The sequence below is a fragment of the Rhizobium sp. CF142 genome, from assembly GCF_000281145.1.
Lineage (GTDB): Bacteria > Pseudomonadota > Alphaproteobacteria > Rhizobiales > Rhizobiaceae > Rhizobium.
Window position 1 is genome coordinate 22,315 of record NZ_AJWE01000056.1, and the last position, 16,483, is coordinate 38,797.

Here is a 16,483-nt window from a genome sequence, read left to right on the forward strand (position 1 = left end):
CACGTCATTCGCTCGATCCATTCACCCCGGCCTGCTTCAGATGCCGTTGAAGAGCGGTGATGAAAACGCGCACCTTGGGTAGGACGAACTGCGTCGTTGGATAGACCGCCCAGATCGCAATCTGCTCGGGAGCGGCATCGGGGAACCTGATCTCGACCAGCCGCCCGGCCTTGATGTCGTCCTCGACATACCATTTCGAGAGCAGTGCGACACCGCCGCCAGCCACGCAAGCAGCGTGGCAACCGGCAATGCTGCTACAGGAAAATCGTCCGTCCAGGCGAACGTGTCGTTCGCCCGCCGGCGTGACGAATGACCAATGTGTCGCGCTGCCGAGCGCCAGGCAGTCATGATGCGACAGATCCTCGACATTTTCCGGCTTGCCGCGTCGAGTGACATAATCGGCGCTTGCGACGACAGAGCGGGGGTTGTCCGCGAGTTTGCGGGCGATGAGACTGTTGTCGCGTAATCGAGCGATGCGGATGGCAAGGTCGGTGCCTGTGGCAACCAGATCGGGTAGTCCGTCGCTCAGATCGACCGCGATGCGCAGTTCCGGGTTTTGCTGTAGAAGAGGCGGAACCATCGGCATGATGAACTTCAGCCCGAAGGAGATCGGCACGGAAACGCGCAACAAGCCGGAAGCGCCCGGACTTTCCGAGTTGAGCCGGGCGATTGCCGCCGCCTCGTTCTCGATGAGAGCCTGCGCATAGGGGAGGAAGGTCTCTCCCTCGGGCGTCAATGACAGCGAACGCGTCGTTCGATGAAGCAACCGCACGCCGAGCCCCGCCTCCAGGGATGCTAGGCGCCGCGTCACGGCCATCGCCGGGATGCCCAGGCGTCGCGCAGCGCCGGCGAGGCTTCCGGCTGCGGCGGCTGAGGTAAACACAAGAACATCTTCTGTATTCATTTCATCAGGTTCCGATATTGTTACTGCCCAATCAGGCCCTTGTAATCCAATCCATATAGCCGCTAGTGATGGAGGCGCCCTCCTGCAGCAAGGAGGTCTTCTTGCGTGTCTACGTCGATCGTCGCGGCCTCACCGAGTTCGACGTCGATGATCGGCCATCCCGATGTCTCGATCAGCCGTCTTGCGCCAACGTCTCCCTCAAGCGTCCCAACGCGCTCGAAAAGCGCCCGCGGAAGGATCACTGGATTGCCCGGCTGAGCATTGTGAACGGAGCGGACGACCGAAGGTACAGGGCTTGCCCTGAAAGCGGCGATGAGCCGATTGATATGGTCTGTTTCGATCTTCGGCATGTCGGCCAACAGCACTAGGACGCCAACATATTCTGTAATGGCAAGCGCCCTGAGACCCGCGCCTAGCGAGCTTGCCATTCCCGACCTGTATTCCGCGTTGACGACCAGCCTGAGATCGAGCCCGTCGATAGCGACGGCGACATCTTCGCTCCTTGCACCCGTCACGACCACAACCGTATCGGCGATACTCGATACAGCGCGCTCTGCGATCCGTCTGACAAGCGGGACGCCATCAAAGGTTGCCAGGAGTTTATGATGGCCCTCGCTGCCGAGGCGGCTCGATGCCCCAGCAGCCAGAAGCACAACCGCAACTCGGCTCCAGGTCCTCGGCTCCGCGACAGGGAGTGTCGTTTCAACATCTGCCGTCGCCGGCTTGCCGTTTTCAGCCTCACCGATCTCCATTCTATCGATATCCGTTATACAGGCCAATCGTCCAAGATGGCTAAAACGCTTTGCGATAAAAAGCTAGATAACAGCATATCTTTCAGCCAGAAAGGCAAGGATCATGGACACGTTAAGTCAACATCGACCGGCGAGCTCGAAAGAGCTTTCGAGGCCGGCTTTATTTGCGATGGCGGCGGCTAGTGGTATCGCCGTGGCGAATATCTACTACAACCAGCCGATGCTCGGGATCATCGAGAACGAATTCCAGCACCAGCCGATCACGGGCTTTATCCCGACGGCCACGCAGCTCGGCTATGCACTCGGCCTCTTTTTTCTGCTTCCCCTCGGAGACCTCGTGCATCGGCGCAAGCTGATCATCGGCCAGTTCATCGTTCTCTCGGTCGCGCTTGCACTGGCCGCCATCGCGCCTACCGCCTGGTCGCTCGTGCTGGCCTCACTCGTCGTCGGCGCCAGCTCTACGGTCGCCCAGCAAATCGTTCCCTTTGCCGCTTCGCTCGCCTCGCCTGAGAAGCGTGGCTCGACGATCGGCACGGTCATGGCCGGCGTGCTGTCCGGGATCCTGTTCAGCAGGACGCTATCCGGCTTTGTCGGCGAACATGCGGGATGGCGGGAAATGTTCTGGATCGGTGTACCCCTGGCGCTTGCCGCGGCAGCCCTGATGTACTTCGCGCTGCCTCACCATCGTCCGACCTCGCGCATGGCCTACCATAATGCCATCAAGTCGCTTGCCCATCTGTGGAAGCGGGAACGTGCGCTTCGGACGGCGGCACTGATGCAGGCCTCGCTCTTCGGTTCGTTCACGGCTTTCTGGACGATCCTGGCGCTCTACCTGCAGACGCCGCGCTTCAACCTCGGCGCCGATGTCGCCGGCCTCTTCGGCATCGTCGGCGCAGCCGGCATTTTCGCCGCACCGCTTGCCGGCAAGATCGCCGACCGCCGTGGACCGCATTTCGTCGTCTGGATGGGCGCTCTACTGACGCTGGTCGCCTGGGTGATCTTCGGTCTGTGGGCCTCGCTCATCGCTCTGATCATCGGTGTCGTTATTCTTGATTTCGGCATCCAGAGCGCGCTCGTATCGAACCAGCATATTGTCTACGCGCTGGACGCCGAGGCTCGCAGCCGACTGAACACGATCTTCATGACCTCGATGTTCCTTGGCGGCGCGATCGGCGCGGCGCTGGCGACGGCAGCTTGGGGCTATGGTGGCTGGATCGGCGTAAGCGGTCTTGGCGCCCTGCTTGCGGTCGTCGCCTTGGCTATTCGCGCCGCCGAGCAGCGCACCCGCTCGACTGCGGCTGCCCGGGTTCGATAGGGGATCGCCATGAAGCGGCTGCGCATTCGGATCGTCGGCGGATCGCTTGCAGGCCTGTTTGCCGGCATCCTGCTCCAGCGCGACGGCCACGACGTTAAAATCTACGAACGCTCTTCGTCCGGCTTGGCCGGACGGGGAGCAGGCCTTGTCGGACAGCACGATCTCTTCAGGATCCTGCGCGCCATCGGTTGCGAGCATGTCGCTCGAGTCGGCGTGGTCGCTCACGAACGGATCTACTTCAACCGGGATGGAAGTGTTGGCGAGACGTTCCGGACGCCGCAGACCCAGATTTCCTGGGACTTCCTCTATTCGACCGTCGCATCGCATATGGCCGCCGAGAGTTATTTGATCGGACAGCCGGTGACCGGCGTGATCGAGACCCTCGACGCCGCTCAGATCATCTTCGCCAATGATCGACGTGAAGACGCCGATCTCGTCATAGGTGCCGACGGCCTCGGCTCGGTCGTTCGTCCTCTCCTCAACGGGGATGCGTCCAATCGCTTCGCCGGGTACGTGGCCTGGCGGGGTCTCATTCCAGAGCCTGCACTGCCACAGGAAGCAACAATCCTGCTCGATCGCTTCGCTTTCTATGTCGCAAGCGGAATCCATGTTCTCGGCTATCTCGTGCCTGGCCCCCATGGCGAGACAGGATATGGCGAGCGTCGCTACAACTGGGTCTGGTATCGTCCGGTCGCGGCTGGCGACCTTCAAAACCTATTCACCGGCTCCGATGGGCGGACGTTCGACTATTCGCTGCCGCGCGGCGCGCTGTCAGACGAGCGTATTCGAATGCTGCAGGCCGACGCAGCTTCAACGCTGCCGCCGCCGTTCGTGAGGGCGATCGAATCGGAACCTCAGCCTTCCATCCAGGGAATCTTCGATTTCGAAGCAGCGAGAATGATCTCCGCCCATACGGTCCTCATCGGTGACGCCGCCTTCGTCGTTCGACCCCATACCGCCATGGGCGTCTCGAAGGCGGCCGGCGACGCTCTCGCACTGCGGAATGCACTGCTCGTTTCCGATGGCCTGTCGGAAGCGCTCGATCGCTATGAGCAGGAGCGGCTGCCTGTCGGAAAATACATCGCGGACTATGGCAAGCGGCTCGGCGCGTCCGCCCTCTGAGTCGGAGGCGTTCAATCCGGCCGGCTGCATCAACGATGGCCGCATGTCGATATCTTCATAGACATGGAGCAACCATTCGAACGAAACGACCGCCCAGGGGCGGCTGGGCGGTCTGGCGGAGCTTATCCGCAGGCTTCGGCGAGGGGAAACCGAAGCGGAAACTGGTAGCGGGGAGGGGACGCTGCCCACCTTGGTCGAGGTGACGATTGACGGTAGCAACTCATCCAATAGCTGCAAATCATACAGTGGTTTGGTCGCGGTAACACCTTCGCATGTCGCCGCTCCAAAGATGGAGATCGGCAGGCGAAACGTCCACGGAACGGAGAAACGGACAATACGGATAGATCGGCTTTCTCTACAACAGCTTCAGAAAGCCGGCTGCTTGCGGATCATTCGGCAGGATGTCGTCGCGACTGCCCCGTTCCCGAGCAGATCGAGGCGCCGGGGGAAAGGGAATGACGGTGAAAGAAGAAGGCGCACCGATGCATCTGACATATCACATTAGCCGGCACGACGGCGGTTGGGCTTATAGGCTGGGCGAAGTCTGGTCAGAATCCTATCCGGACCACGCGGCGGCACGCGCGGCAGCCCATCGGGCGGCCCGCCGCCAACAAGTTGAGGGCCGCGACGCCGAGATCCTCTTCCAGTCGGAGGACGGCTCCTGGCACCGGGAGCATGTCGAAGCAGGCGATCGTCCAGACGTCGATGTTGCCGACGAGTAGCACCTGAGAGCGGCGCCTATTCCCACCCTCCGCATGCGCCTGGGTGAACCGCCGCAGGCGGCAGTCCATTAACCTGACGGCGACACCTGCCGGTCCCTGAAGCAACTGCAGCGCTGTGCGATGTCGCACGGCGCGATGAATTAGCATGTCACCTCACATCAGGAGAAAGTTATGAACCATAGAGTTTTGCTCACCGGCTGCTGGGGCCGACCGCGGAGGGCCGCCGGCCTCGCTTTGAACCTCAGCCTGTTCATTCTCTGCTCGATCCTCGCTTTCACTGCGCTGGGCGGATATGCGTTGGCCGCCGCTCCCAAGGTCGGCACGCAAGCGCCAGGCTTCTATCGGATGGCGCTCGGCAGTTTTGAAATCACAGCCCTGTCCGACGGCACCCATGCGTTCCCGGTCCACAAGGTCCTCACAAAAACATCGACAACCAATGGCCAGAGCATCCCGCTTGACCAGTCCTCGCCGGGAGAGGCTGACGCGCTGCTTGCCGAAAGCAATCTCGCCGTTCCGGTCGCGGGATCGATCAACGCATTCCTGATCAACACCGGATCGAAGCTCATCCTGGTCGACAGTGGTGCAGGCAGCCTCTACGGCGATTGCTGTGGCCACCTCATCGACAACCTTCGGGCCGCTGGTTACGCGCCCGATCAGGTCGATGAGATCTATCTAACCCATCTGCATGCCGATCACGTCGGCGGCGTGGCACCGAACGGCAAGATGGCCTTTCCGAATGCCGTCGTCAGGGTGAGCCAGGTCGATGCTGACTACTGGCTGAAGGACGTCAATGAAGCAGCAGCCCCGGAGCTCCTGAAATCGATGTTCGAGGGCGACAAGGCATCACTGAAACCCTATGTCGACGCCGGTCGTTTCAAGCCGTTCTCCTACGGCGACGAACTTTCTCCCGGCATCCGGCCGATCGCCAGCCGCGGACACACACCCGGCCATAGCTTCTTCGAGGTCGAAAGCAACGGCGCCAAATTGCTTTTGTGGGGTGATGTCGTTCATGTCGGCGCCGTGCAGTTCCCTGACCCCGCTGTGACGGTTGCCTATGACAGCGATGCCGAAATGGCCGAGAGTGAGCGGCTTGCCATCTTCGCCGACGCAGCACAGAAGGGCTACTGGATCGGCGCGGCCCATATCTCCTTCCCAGGCCTCGGCCATGTGAAGGCGAAGGACGGACATTTCTTCTGGATCCCTGCCAATTACAACGCTGATCCGGCGCCGGCAAACTGAAGGCATTCTTCTGTGCGTCGACCGAAGAGCGTCGGCGGGATGGTGATGAAACAAGGCGGGGTGTCGTTGGATCACGGCACCCCGCTTTTGCGTCCGGCGGGTCCGGTTCGGTTGGGGATGCGTCCGGCTGACATCGGGTTTCCAGATGATGTCGCAAAAATTCATTGCACAATCAAACGGTTACGCAATGCGTCATGCAAGCCTCACTTCATGCGGTTGAGGACGATAATACCTTGGTATGATCCGGTAGGACGCATGTGTGCCGGAACCGGATCAGTGTACAATTTCGTGATCAGCGCATCCGCTCCAAGATGACCTCATCGAAAGTTTACAGGGTCACATTGGAGATAGACGATGTCCGCAACCGCCGCCGTTTTCGCCCACAACGCCTCTCCCATCACTTTCAAGAATGTCGCGACGGAAACAGCGGAGGAGGTCTCCTCTCTCCTTCTGTGCGCGATCCGCTGCGTCGAAAAGGATGAGACGATTACCATCGACCTCATCAAGCAGGCTTCGAGCCTGCTGAAACCGTTTGTGATCTCGGTCGAGCCCGCGGAACGCCAGCGCAACTCCGCCGGCGGTCTCGCACCCTGGCAGATCAATCGCGTTAAGGCCTATATCGAGGAGCGCATTTCGCATTCGATCGCCCTTGATGAGCTTGCACAGGTGGCCAAGCTCAGCACCAGTTACTTCTCTGCAGCCTTCAAGGTGACCTTCGGCATTTCCCCCCACAACTATGTCGTCGAACGCCGGGTGGAATTTGCAAAATATCGCATGCTGAACAGCGATGCCCCCCTCTGCGAAATCGCGCTCGATTGCGGGCTCGCCGACCAGGCCCATCTGTCGAGGATCTTCCGGCGCGTGACGGGCACCACGCCGAGTGCCTGGCGCCGCTATATGGCAGGCCCGGAAAGCCGGGCGGTTGCAGCCTGATGGCAGTTTTGACGCAAATCATTGACCAATGCGAATGGATAAACGACTGAATCTCTATTTGAACGTGTTGATTGCCTCATCCGTGAACGAAATTCATAACAGACGGTGTCCTGATTGAAGGATAAAATTGTCCCGCTATGCTTAGTCGAAAGGCATCCTAGGTCGGTGCACATGGAAGAAGCTGAGATGCCGCCAACCAAACTTATAGGAATTGTCGATGATGACGTCGAGTTCTTGGCAGCTCTCGGGAGCCTCGTTCGTTCGCTCGGTTGCAAGGTGGAAAGCTTCAGTTCCGCCGAACTGCTGATCGACCGGGCGAACTTTTTGGACTTTGCCTGCGTCATCAGCGACATCAACATGCCGAAGGTGGACGGCGTCGAACTGATTGACATCCTCCGGCGCAAGGCTGAGGACGTCCCGATCATTCTCATGACGGGGCGGGGCGCCCCGGAACTGGAGGAAAAGGCCTATAGTTGCGGCGCCCGCGGCTTCGTCACGAAACCATTCGGATTCGAAGAGCTCGCCTCGAGCCTGAAGGAAATCGGCGTTCTCGCCGAATGAGGCGTGGTCAGGCCTCGTTCAGCCTGAGGGTCTCGGCCATCTTGACGAGATCGGCCAGCGTGCGAGCATCCATCTTGCGCATTGCCGCGCCGCGGTGGATCTTGACCGTGACTTCGCTCAGGGATAGCCGCCCGGCGATCTGCTTGTTCATCAGTCCCGTCGCGACCAGCGCCATGACTTCCTTTTCGCGGGAGCTGAGTTCCTCGTAGCGGGCTCTCAGTGAGGAGGCTTCGGATTCCTTTAATCGTCGCTGCCGGTCGATTTCCAGTGCTCGCGAAACGGCGTCCAGCATGTCCTGGTCTCGAAAAGGTTTCGGAAGGAAGTCGATGGCGCCGGCCTTCATCGCGCGGACGGTCATCGGGATATCGCCGAAACCCGTCATGAAGATCAACGGAACGGACTTCTCGCTCCTTGCGAGTTGGTCCTGGAAGTCGAGACCGCTGAAGCCGGGAAGACGCACGTCCACGAGTGCGCAGGAGGGGCCATCCGATTCCGTGAAGACCGAGAAATTCGGAACCGTCTCATGCAGCACGGTTTTCAGGCCGACGGACCGAAGTAGGCTGTCGAGCGAAAGACGAAGGTCGTGGTCATCATCAATGACGTGCACAGTTGGTGTCGTATTCATATCCAAACCGGGTTGAGACGCAGGCCGGTTCTTCCGACATATCGCCCTGTGTGTTTTTCGTCACCTATCCATTGGTCTGTGCATGCTCCGCCGGCAGGGCGAAGCTGAAACGCGCCCCGAGATGAGGTGTCGATTGGAGCTCGATCCGGCTCCCATGCGCTTCTATGATCGAACGGCAGATGGCAAGACCCATGCCGATGCCCGTTTCCTTGGTCGAGAAGAAGCTCTCGAACAGGCGCTCGCGAACATGAAGATCGATCCCCGGTCCGCTGTCTTCGACGTCCACCATGACATCTGCGCCGTCCCGCCGAGTACGGATGCACAAGGTTCTGTTCCATGCTTGTCCATCCGCCATCGCCTGGGCGGCGTTCAGTGCGAGATTGACAATCACCTGCAGGATCTGCGTCTTGTCGGCCTTCACAGGCGGAAGCGTGGGCGAGAGATCGAGGCGCAGGGTGACCTGACGTTTGGCGAAATCGGTGCGCAGGAGAAGGATCGTTTCCTCGATGACCGAATTGATATCTGTTGGCAGTCGCTCCGACTTCTTGTTGCTCGCCAACGCCCGCATCGTTGCGATGACGTTGGCTGCACGCTTGCCGTTCTTGGTGATGCGTTCAAGGAGAAGTTTGACCTCGGCAATATCGGGCTCGTCGCGGGACAGCCACCGCAAGCCCGCTTCGGCGCTTGCGACGATGGTCCCGAGCGGCTGGTTGACCTCATGGGCGATCGAGGCGGTCATCTCTCCCAGGAGCGAGACACGAGCCGAGCGCGCCAGGTCGCTTTGCAGGCCGTCCTTTGCCTGCTCGAGCGATATCCTTTCGCGAAGGCTCGAGAAGCTGAGATAGATGTCGTCTTGCGCGACCTCGCGCTGGGTTTGCCAGAGATTGAAAGCGACCTGATGCTCGCCTCCGCCCACGATCGTCAGGCTGCCATCGTAGACAATCGCGTTCTGACCTCGAAAAAGCTGGTGGAGGCCTTCCGTGAAGCGTTTCAGCGTATCCTCCGAAAGAATCGATGCAATCGGCGCCTTCGCGATCGCCGCCGGATCTTTGACCTGGAGCAGAACGCAGGCGCTAGGATTGGCTTCCGCAATGAGACAAGCGTTGCCAAGCGCGCAACTGACGTCTTGGTTGAGTTCGAATGCGCCGCTGCGTTTCTCGGTCGCCCGAAGATCCACGATGACCTTCCAGGCATCTTTCGCCGAGAGGCGAAGGATGCCGATCGGCATTGAGTGGAAGAGGCTGCTGTCGCGAGCCAAATCGAGTGACGCGTCGATGCTCATTGCCGCAAAAAGCCAAGCAAGTCCTGGTTCAGCTTGTCTTTGTGGGTGAACAACAGACCGTGCGGAGCACCCTTATAGACCTTGAGTTCGGCCTCCGGCATAAGCTGAATAGCCTGTTCGGCGGTGGCCTTGAACGGGACAAATGCGTCGTCTTCGCCATGGATGATCAGCACGGGAACATCGAACCGCTCGATATCCTGCCGGTAATCGGTGGCAGCGCAGGCGGTGATCGCATCATGTGCCGCCTTCAGCGAGCCTTGCATGGCGATCTGGTGCAACTGGATCATGCTTCCTTCGGAGACCGTCGAGCCATCACGATCCGCTCCGAAAAACAGCCGGGCAAAACCACGCATGAACTCAGCCCGATCTGCCCTCAGGCCGGCACGGACGCCTTCAAAGACAGACTCCGGAACGCCGCATGGATAGTCGTCGCTTTGTGCGAGTTTTGGGGTCGTTGCGCCAATGAGGACGATGCGGGCAACCCGGCCCGTGCCATGTCGGCCGATATAGCGCGCGATTTCGCCGCCGCCCATCGCGTAGCCAACCAGCGTGACCTCTGTCAGATCGAGCGCCCGAATGAGCTCATCGAGATCGTCGGCGAACGTGTCGTGGTCATAGCCGTGCCAAGGCTGATCCGACCTGCCGAAGCCGCGTCGATCATGGGCGATGACGCGATAGCCGTTCGATGCGAGAAACATCATCTGATTTTCCCACATATCGCTGCTGAGCGGCCAACCGTGACTGAAAAAAACCACCGGCCCGGCACCCCAATCCTTGTAGTAAAGACGCGTATCATCGCGGACAGTCAAGATCGGCATCCGTCTAACTCCGTTGAAAGGACTGTGGTTTTTTGAATTTTCCGAAAGCTATCACAGCGATTTCGGTCGCGCCATAGGTGGAATTTACAAGACGCAGTTATGAGGCAAAGAAGGAGCCTTTCGTTCAAAAGCGCTCGTGTTTTTTCGAATTACTGCTGCATCATTTGACGGAACGAAGGGAACGCAAGGAAGTTGGCGCCATCACACACAATGGACGATCGCACTGACGACGAGGTTGAGACCTGAGGCGCGGAACGCCTGGCTTTCGAATGACCGGTCGCGGATCTCGCCGCTCAGTTGGGAGCATATCAACCTTACCGGCATCTACACCTGGGATGCCGAACATCAGATGCTGAACGGATTTCGATCGCTCCGCCTGCCAGCCGGGCTGCGGCGGGTCGCATAAGTTCTCATTCCGTTCGCCCTTAGACCAGATGAGCGATTTTTGGCGGCCAAGCCGCTAGGTTTTCATTGTTGAGCCAATTTTGGTTTTGAAAGGAAAAGCCATGGAGAGAATAGTCTAGGGGTACGAAAGTACGAAGACGGCTAACCCCCTGCGTCACGTCGAGGCGACGATTACGTTAAGCTGAAACCCGAAGCTAGCCCCCACCGCCCCATCACCATTTGCTTCGTAAAGCGGCGACGGGCTATGAATTCCTCGAAACAATCGGCCGATCGATTCTGCGAGGCATTTATGGACGATTCAAGGGAGCCAAAAAAATCGCTGCTCGCAAGGCTCTTTTGGATCTTAGTAGCTGTCTGGCTTTTGCTTGGCCTTGTTTCGTCGTTTGTCTTGGTGATCGGGTTAAATTTCATACCGTCCACCGAGTGGGCCGCGGCGACGCATCACCTGCGCATGATCTTGGGCCTCGTGTCCGCCCCTCTTCTTGTCTGGGTCGTTTGGAAAGGTGGCAAAAAAGCTAAAGCGAGCGAAGTGAAACGTATTTTCGTAGTCTCATGCAGCCCGTTTTTTGGTTACTTTCTGGGAGGCAATATTCTCTTCATTTGGCCGTTACTGCTCCCGCTGATCGCAGGCCATGAAGTTGCGCTCCCGTTTACCGTACTGCGAGCAACCGATATCGGTGTAAAGTACTGCCATTCGCCAGTCATATTGGCAGACATGCCTTTTTTTGCCGATGGAGTTTGCCACGTCCCCGAGAGCATTAGAACTAGCCTGTCACCGGGAAGCCGCATCGTCGTACGAGGTTGGGGAACGCGTCTCGGGCTGTACGCGCATGACTTGAGCCTGGCGGACTGAACGGACATCGCTTCTAGTCAAAGGTCTCGCTGGCTTTCGACTCCCGCCGCGCCATCATCATTTGCTGTTCAGGCTTGGCACGAAAGCACCGGCGTATTACCTTCTCCCTCACGCAGTTCGGGGGACACGCACGCGCATTGATGTACGAAGCACTCTGGATAGTTTCTATCGCCGCATTCCCGTTGATCCTCTTCGGCCTGCGGGTTCGTGAGATCTACTTTTCGAACATATGGAGGCCCGCAACTGCGAAGATCACAGCTTGCTACCCAGCCACTATCGTCGATGTTGATAGCTTGTTCGTTGATATGGAGTTTGTTCTCGACGGTGTTCCCTACCGCAAGACCGAGATCAACACGCATCAGATGCGCCGGGATGGCTTTGAACCTGGGTCTCTTGTTGCAGTATTCGTCAATCCGAATGACGCCGGTCAGGTCGTCTTAGACAAGCGCGACACTAACTTCCTGGATGCTTGGGCGAGGTCTTTTGTCACGCGATTTTTGTCGACTTCATCTCGCACCACGCGTCATTAGTTTCGAGCTCGCAATTGTTTGGTGAGAAAGATGGGCGGGGATTTTTCAATGAATCGAGGCGACCGCGCCGACACCGGCTTCGTTGGCTGCTCGAAGGATCGCACTTCTCAGCTCGTCGCTGCTGGCTTTCCCGATCATAACGTCGAGACACGCTTTCACCGCGGTCAGAAATTCCTCGCCATCATCTGATGGCCACTCCTTGATCAAAGCGTTGGCAGCCTCAAGAGCGGTTCGAACTATCAGTCGGCGGCCTGGATCCTCGAAGATGAGGATGACTTGATCAAATTCGGTCGACATGTCGATTTTCATAACGCAGTAACTCCAAAAGACGCCTAGCTAACCCGTTTCGCGCGAAAAGCTAAACGTGAGGGTGCAGACTGTCGCGCGAAAACCGCGTGACATGTGCCAACGGTCACACCGTCACGCTCTTGGCCTGATCCAGGATTACGTCGATGAACTCGGCGCTATCCATCACCGTCGAAACGACGCCGTTCTCATGGATGAAAATCACGAGCCAATGCGTGCTGTCGATCTGCACAACAATATGAAACCAGTTCATGGATGTCCTCCTGTCTGCGAGGAGAACAGCACGACGCCGGCAGAAGGGCTAACCCTCACATGTGAGGGCGGTCATCAAATCACCACGGAAGATCTGGTTTCGCATCAGGTTTTTGGATCTTTGCGCGGTCTGTTTCCCAAATTTCAAACGCGTGTTCAGTCGCAAACGGCGTGTTACTCGTAAAATGGCTGTCGATCCGCAGTGGCATGCCATCCACAAGCGAGATGATGACCCTCGTTTCCGCGGTTCGATAGCCGCGCCGCCATTGCGCATCGATACGAATTGCAGGCATTCCATTGTAGTTAGCATTCGTCTGGTTGTGGCAGTTCCTAAACACGGGACCGACATCGGTAACGGTGTTGCGACCTTCCCGCCGCAATATCGACCACCCCAAACCCGGAGTCAGAATGTACGCGTAGCGACCTGCATAACGAGCCTCAAACGCTAAATTGGCTTCTCCGTTTGGCAGCGCCTCAAAATCCCGCACTGAATATCGGCTGCTGTTGTATCCGCGCTGGATCGCGCGATTAACCACGCTGCATGAAGAATCCTCACCAGCCAATGGTTCGTCGACACCATGCGATCGACGGTCTTCTATGACTTGAGCAAATGCTGAAAGCTGCTCTCCGCGCACAGGGCCGGCATGCAACGCGATAAGAAGCAAATTTGCGGCAATCAAAGGCTTCAACGGGAATCTCCAGCACCGGAATACGGGGTCACAGGGAGTTTAGTCACCACAGGTTACGAAACACTGGAGCGCACTTGCAAAAGGCCCGATCCCTCTGCTGACCGGGCCTCCCCGTTGTCACCGCGTCGGGGCGGAGCGTGGCGGCGGGTCGAATACGCGCATCATCGTTTATCGTCAATCCGGGCCGCTCTTTTGGGCGGCCTTTTCGTTATCCGCATGCCGGGGCGGGAGCACTGGTTGAAATGGGATTGAAAGGGCAGGGGCTTAATGACTTCGAATGACGATATCCTTCGCGCTCTCGGCCGCGTTGAGGAGGGGGTAAAGCGAATTCGGGAAGACTTCCAGGAGGAGAAGCATAACGCCCACGAAAGCAGGGCGGTCATCCATGCCAGGCTCGATAGCCAGGCCAAGCAGATCGGTCACCTCGACACCACAGTCGCAATTAGTGGCGGTGTCGACGCCCAGATACGAGAGGAGATCAAAGCCCTCAAGGAAACCGTGGACAGGAACCATGCGTCTGTTCAGCCGGCCCTTGAGGAGTGGAAACGCATGAAGACGCTCGGGGTAGGGATATCAGGTCTGATAGCCTTCGCCGGTCTGACGATCGGGGGCATCATAGCCTACGTGGGGGATGGCGCTGTGGCTGCCGTTCGGCATTGGCTGAAGATTAACTAGTCGCGCTCCGCAGCCGCGGCACGAACTGGTGGCGTTCCTGGCAGCATTCACTGCCCAGGTCCTAAACCCCGCGATCGACCAGATCTGTACAATCATAATTGCCCAGCTTGCGGGAACAGTCGTGTGCTTTCTGTTCGGCAAGCTACTTTTGTCTGTTCAAAAGACGAAGCCGGAGCTGTCTCTCAAGCGCCTTGAGGCAAGAGTGTTGTTCCGTAGCATTGCCGCCGCCCTTGGCGGCCTCGTCGTGTTTGACGGGGTTTTGTTTTTATTCCCTGATGCTGGCAAGTGCGACCATTTCACGGGGTACATGGCAGACAAATGCGCCGCTCAGGAACTGTTCTTCGGAATCCATGATGCTCCACTGATGACTTATCTCGCGGTTCTTCTCGGCGTTCCTTTTCTCGCTTCCCTTGTTGTATTCGCTTGGGTGCAGTTCAAGACCGCCGGCACTCCAAAAAGGGCCGAACCGAGCTCCGAAAATAATGCTGGCGGTTGAGATCAAGTGGGCCCAAATGCAGCTATCAAGCTTTTGTGCCGACAATCAGATCAAGGTCAATCAGTTGCCCCAGCCAATTTCAAATCGATCAAATCGAACCTCGCTCATCGGCTGGTTGGAAGGGTCTAGTCTTACCGAACGAAGAACGAGACGAAGCTCAGCGGAATAATATTGTTCGAAAATTATCGGAGGCAATCCGGTCAATTCAAGGCGGCTATTAATGGCCCAAACTTTGTACGAACAACCTGCAATGGTTTCCTCTCCCCAGCCGTCGAACCTAATAAAAGTAGTACCTGAAACGGACTCTTGGCCATTGAGGAAAAGCGTAGTGTCAGACTGCCAATTCTTCTTCTGTGGTAGATCGTCCAACGCAATCGCATTCGCGTATTTCAATTCTTGCTTGGTGGCACCAACTCTCTTTTCGACGAGCAAGGGATGCAGATATACAGCCGACACCGGCTGCAGCGAGTGGTTGCTCTCCATCAGTCGTTGTTCGGTGAGGCCTGGACCGTTCGGCTTGTAGAATACGGAATAGAAAGGCACTTTTCTGGTCAGCAGCACGCCCTGTTTGGTCTCATTGGCGGTTAAGCAATTGCTAAAGGCTGGCGCTGCCAATGTCATTCCAACCAGTAGCGACAAACTTCTTAACACGATCGACATTCCTGATCTTCCCCACCGAATCCGCGACCATGGTGCTCGGCGAAATTACTCCATCTTAGTCAAGCGGTCCCATCCACTTCACCGTCTTCGTCCAGATCATGCACCGGCAGATACGTGTTCTGCTCCATCCACTCACGCACGATGAGCCGAACGGTATCATTGCGCGTCTTGCCGAACTCGTTAGACAGATCCCGAAGAGCCTCTTCCATGTCATCGTCGAAGGCGATCGATCCGGAGTTGCGCAATAGCAATGCGGCGCGGCGCAGCATTATCTGAAGATCTGCTCGCGAAATATCCGTGATGCGATTGGCAGCGTCTTCGAGCCGATCTGCGGTGTCAGGGGTTTTCATATGTCGCCGCTCACCGTTTCTCTTTCCTCATTCATGTCCCCGCCCGCGGTACGTCTGCGGGATTCCCGCCGCTTCATGGCATTGCGCAAGCACCTCCAGCCATGCAGCCAGGCCCGTCGGCACTTCAGCATTCCCGGCTTCCATCGCTTCCACCCACGACAGATCGCATTGCAACGCGCTGGCAAGGTTTATTGGCGTCCAGCGGATGTGCAGAAGGCATTCGGTGAAACGAGCAGGGGTCATGGTGGGCTCCAATTCGTGCTTCAGGCAGGACGTGACACATTCCACTACTATTCGCCGGCCAAGTGCGGATCTGCAAGCCCGTCCAAAAGTGTGAGTCCGTCGTATCCGGCAAGAGGGGCGTCAAGGTAGTGCTCCCAGCACCACCAGCGCGTCTCCTGCACCTTACCGGCAGAGAAGCCAAATCCTCCCCACTTCCCGCATTCAGGGACACAGCAATAGTGCTCGACGATGACGTTGGCGCCCGGCGCCGTTGAATGCCCTTCGATACTCACGCCGCGTCCCCTCCGGCGTTATAACAGGCTTGGCTGATCGGGTTCGCCGGCTTTGCTGATGATGCTCGATCCATAGGCCTCTCGCGATGTCACCATGATCGCATCGTCTGGCAGCGGCCGCGCGAGAGCCTTGGCCTCTTCCCACGGCGCGCGCATCCAGACGTCGACCTCCTCCTGCGTCAGCAGCAGGACCGGCATTGCCTTCTGATGAATGGGCTTAACCACCGCATTCGGCTCCGTCGTCAGAAACGCATAGAGGTCGTCGGTCGTGAGACCGTCCTTGACCTTCCGTACGCTCTGCCACTGTGGAACATGCACGCCCGCGAAAAACATCAGCGGCTTGCTCTCGTCACGCGCGAACCATGCGTTCGGTGTGGCACCGCCTTCCGGCTTGCTTGCAGGGTCCGGCTCGGCGAAGCTCGTTACCGGCACGACACATCGGTTTTCGACGCCGAACGGCGTTGGTGCAGCGATCGCAG

General features: G+C 58.1%; 23 protein-coding genes. 10 read left to right on the forward strand and 13 right to left on the reverse strand.

Annotation, left to right across the window (positions count from 1 at the left end):
• Window positions 1–4: 4 nt before the first annotated feature.
• Together PMI11_RS14330 and PMI11_RS14335 are read right to left on the reverse strand one after the other, a co-directional pair.
• On the reverse strand, window positions 5–904 hold the full coding sequence (locus PMI11_RS14330; protein WP_007818150.1) for a LysR family transcriptional regulator: 900 nt from the start codon (window positions 902–904) through the stop codon (window positions 5–7).
• A gap of 62 nt (window positions 905–966) precedes the next feature.
• The gene (locus PMI11_RS14335) at window positions 967–1,656 is read right to left on the reverse strand and encodes a nucleotidyltransferase family protein (RefSeq protein WP_007818152.1); all 690 of its coding nucleotides are present in this window, start codon (window positions 1,654–1,656) and stop codon (window positions 967–969) included.
• Window positions 1,657–1,759: 103 nt separating this feature from the next.
• Here PMI11_RS14335 and PMI11_RS14340 point away from each other — a divergent pair, with 103 nt between their 5' ends.
• The 6 genes from PMI11_RS14340 (at window position 1,760) to PMI11_RS14365 (ending at window position 7,548) form a co-directional block, all read left to right on the forward strand.
• Complete coding sequence (locus tag PMI11_RS14340) at window positions 1,760–2,971, forward strand: MFS transporter (RefSeq protein WP_007818154.1); 1,212 nt, start codon at window positions 1,760–1,762, stop codon at window positions 2,969–2,971.
• Between the two features lie 9 nt (window positions 2,972–2,980).
• A complete protein-coding gene (locus PMI11_RS14345; RefSeq protein ID WP_007818157.1) occupies window positions 2,981–4,093 on the forward strand; it encodes an FAD binding domain-containing protein in 1,113 nt (370 codons plus the stop codon).
• A 482-nt stretch (window positions 4,094–4,575) separates the two neighbouring features.
• Entirely contained in the window at window positions 4,576–4,815 is a 240-nt protein-coding gene (locus PMI11_RS14350) for a DUF2188 domain-containing protein (protein WP_037071363.1), read from the forward strand.
• A gap of 171 nt (window positions 4,816–4,986) precedes the next feature.
• Window positions 4,987–6,054, forward strand: a complete 1,068-nt coding sequence (locus PMI11_RS14355) for an MBL fold metallo-hydrolase (RefSeq protein WP_007818161.1) — start codon at window positions 4,987–4,989, stop codon at window positions 6,052–6,054.
• A gap of 354 nt (window positions 6,055–6,408) precedes the next feature.
• Complete coding sequence (locus PMI11_RS14360) at window positions 6,409–6,987, forward strand: helix-turn-helix domain-containing protein (protein WP_007818165.1); 579 nt, start codon at window positions 6,409–6,411, stop codon at window positions 6,985–6,987.
• Between the two features lie 186 nt (window positions 6,988–7,173).
• Window positions 7,174–7,548, forward strand: a complete 375-nt coding sequence (locus PMI11_RS14365) for a response regulator (protein ID WP_037071350.1) — start codon at window positions 7,174–7,176, stop codon at window positions 7,546–7,548.
• A 7-nt stretch (window positions 7,549–7,555) separates the two neighbouring features.
• Here PMI11_RS14365 and PMI11_RS14370 read toward each other — a convergent pair whose 3' ends face one another.
• The 3 genes from PMI11_RS14370 to PMI11_RS14380 all read right to left on the reverse strand — a co-directional run bounded on the left by PMI11_RS14370 (window position 7,556) and on the right by PMI11_RS14380 (window position 10,273).
• Window positions 7,556–8,173, reverse strand: a complete 618-nt coding sequence (locus PMI11_RS14370; protein WP_007818169.1) for a response regulator transcription factor — start codon at window positions 8,171–8,173, stop codon at window positions 7,556–7,558.
• Between the two features lie 64 nt (window positions 8,174–8,237).
• Complete coding sequence (locus tag PMI11_RS36000; RefSeq protein ID WP_007818171.1) at window positions 8,238–9,455, reverse strand: sensor histidine kinase; 1,218 nt, start codon at window positions 9,453–9,455, stop codon at window positions 8,238–8,240.
• Window positions 9,452–10,273, reverse strand: a complete 822-nt coding sequence (locus PMI11_RS14380; protein WP_007818172.1) for an alpha/beta fold hydrolase — start codon at window positions 10,271–10,273, stop codon at window positions 9,452–9,454. Before PMI11_RS14380 ends, PMI11_RS36000 begins: the two co-directional genes overlap by 4 nt.
• Window positions 10,274–10,922: 649 nt before the next feature.
• On the opposite strand from PMI11_RS14380, the gene PMI11_RS14385 reads away from it, so the two are divergent.
• Entirely contained in the window at window positions 10,923–11,531 is a 609-nt protein-coding gene (locus PMI11_RS14385) for a hypothetical protein (protein ID WP_051034579.1), read from the forward strand.
• Window positions 11,532–11,671: 140 nt separating this feature from the next.
• Window positions 11,672–12,061, forward strand: a complete 390-nt coding sequence (locus tag PMI11_RS14390; protein ID WP_007818178.1) for a DUF3592 domain-containing protein — start codon at window positions 11,672–11,674, stop codon at window positions 12,059–12,061.
• 45 nt (window positions 12,062–12,106) lie between these two features.
• Here PMI11_RS14390 and PMI11_RS14395 read toward each other — a convergent pair whose 3' ends face one another.
• From PMI11_RS14395 to PMI11_RS14400, 3 genes are all read right to left on the reverse strand, one after another.
• Entirely contained in the window at window positions 12,107–12,370 is a 264-nt protein-coding gene (locus tag PMI11_RS14395; RefSeq protein ID WP_007818180.1) for a DUF982 domain-containing protein, read from the reverse strand.
• A gap of 103 nt (window positions 12,371–12,473) precedes the next feature.
• Window positions 12,474–12,620 (reverse strand): hypothetical protein, encoded by a 147-nt coding sequence (locus tag PMI11_RS37305; protein ID WP_007818182.1) that lies wholly within the window; start codon window positions 12,618–12,620, stop codon window positions 12,474–12,476.
• 79 nt (window positions 12,621–12,699) lie between these two features.
• Entirely contained in the window at window positions 12,700–13,308 is a 609-nt protein-coding gene (locus PMI11_RS14400) for a hypothetical protein (protein WP_007818184.1), read from the reverse strand.
• 267 nt (window positions 13,309–13,575) lie between these two features.
• Here PMI11_RS14400 and PMI11_RS14405 point away from each other — a divergent pair, with 267 nt between their 5' ends.
• Together PMI11_RS14405 and PMI11_RS38075 are read left to right on the forward strand one after the other, a co-directional pair.
• Window positions 13,576–13,983 (forward strand): DUF1515 domain-containing protein, encoded by a 408-nt coding sequence (locus tag PMI11_RS14405; RefSeq protein WP_007818186.1) that lies wholly within the window; start codon window positions 13,576–13,578, stop codon window positions 13,981–13,983.
• A 28-nt stretch (window positions 13,984–14,011) separates the two neighbouring features.
• Window positions 14,012–14,479 carry a hypothetical protein gene (locus PMI11_RS38075; protein WP_007818189.1) on the forward strand — a complete coding sequence of 156 codons (468 nt, stop codon included), beginning with the start codon at window positions 14,012–14,014 and terminating at the stop codon, window positions 14,477–14,479.
• A gap of 60 nt (window positions 14,480–14,539) precedes the next feature.
• Here PMI11_RS38075 and PMI11_RS14415 read toward each other — a convergent pair whose 3' ends face one another.
• From PMI11_RS14415 to PMI11_RS14435, 5 genes are all read right to left on the reverse strand, one after another.
• Window positions 14,540–15,139, reverse strand: a complete 600-nt coding sequence (locus PMI11_RS14415; protein WP_007818191.1) for a hypothetical protein — start codon at window positions 15,137–15,139, stop codon at window positions 14,540–14,542.
• Window positions 15,140–15,198: 59 nt separating this feature from the next.
• Window positions 15,199–15,489, reverse strand: a complete 291-nt coding sequence (locus tag PMI11_RS14420) for a hypothetical protein (RefSeq protein WP_007818192.1) — start codon at window positions 15,487–15,489, stop codon at window positions 15,199–15,201.
• Between the two features lie 27 nt (window positions 15,490–15,516).
• A complete protein-coding gene (locus PMI11_RS14425) occupies window positions 15,517–15,732 on the reverse strand; it encodes a hypothetical protein (protein ID WP_007818195.1) in 216 nt (71 codons plus the stop codon).
• 47 nt (window positions 15,733–15,779) lie between these two features.
• The gene (locus PMI11_RS38080; RefSeq protein ID WP_007818197.1) at window positions 15,780–16,004 is read right to left on the reverse strand and encodes a hypothetical protein; all 225 of its coding nucleotides are present in this window, start codon (window positions 16,002–16,004) and stop codon (window positions 15,780–15,782) included.
• A gap of 18 nt (window positions 16,005–16,022) precedes the next feature.
• A partial coding sequence (locus tag PMI11_RS14435) for an SOS response-associated peptidase family protein (RefSeq protein WP_007818199.1) occupies window positions 16,023–16,483 on the reverse strand: 461 nt, incomplete at its 5' end.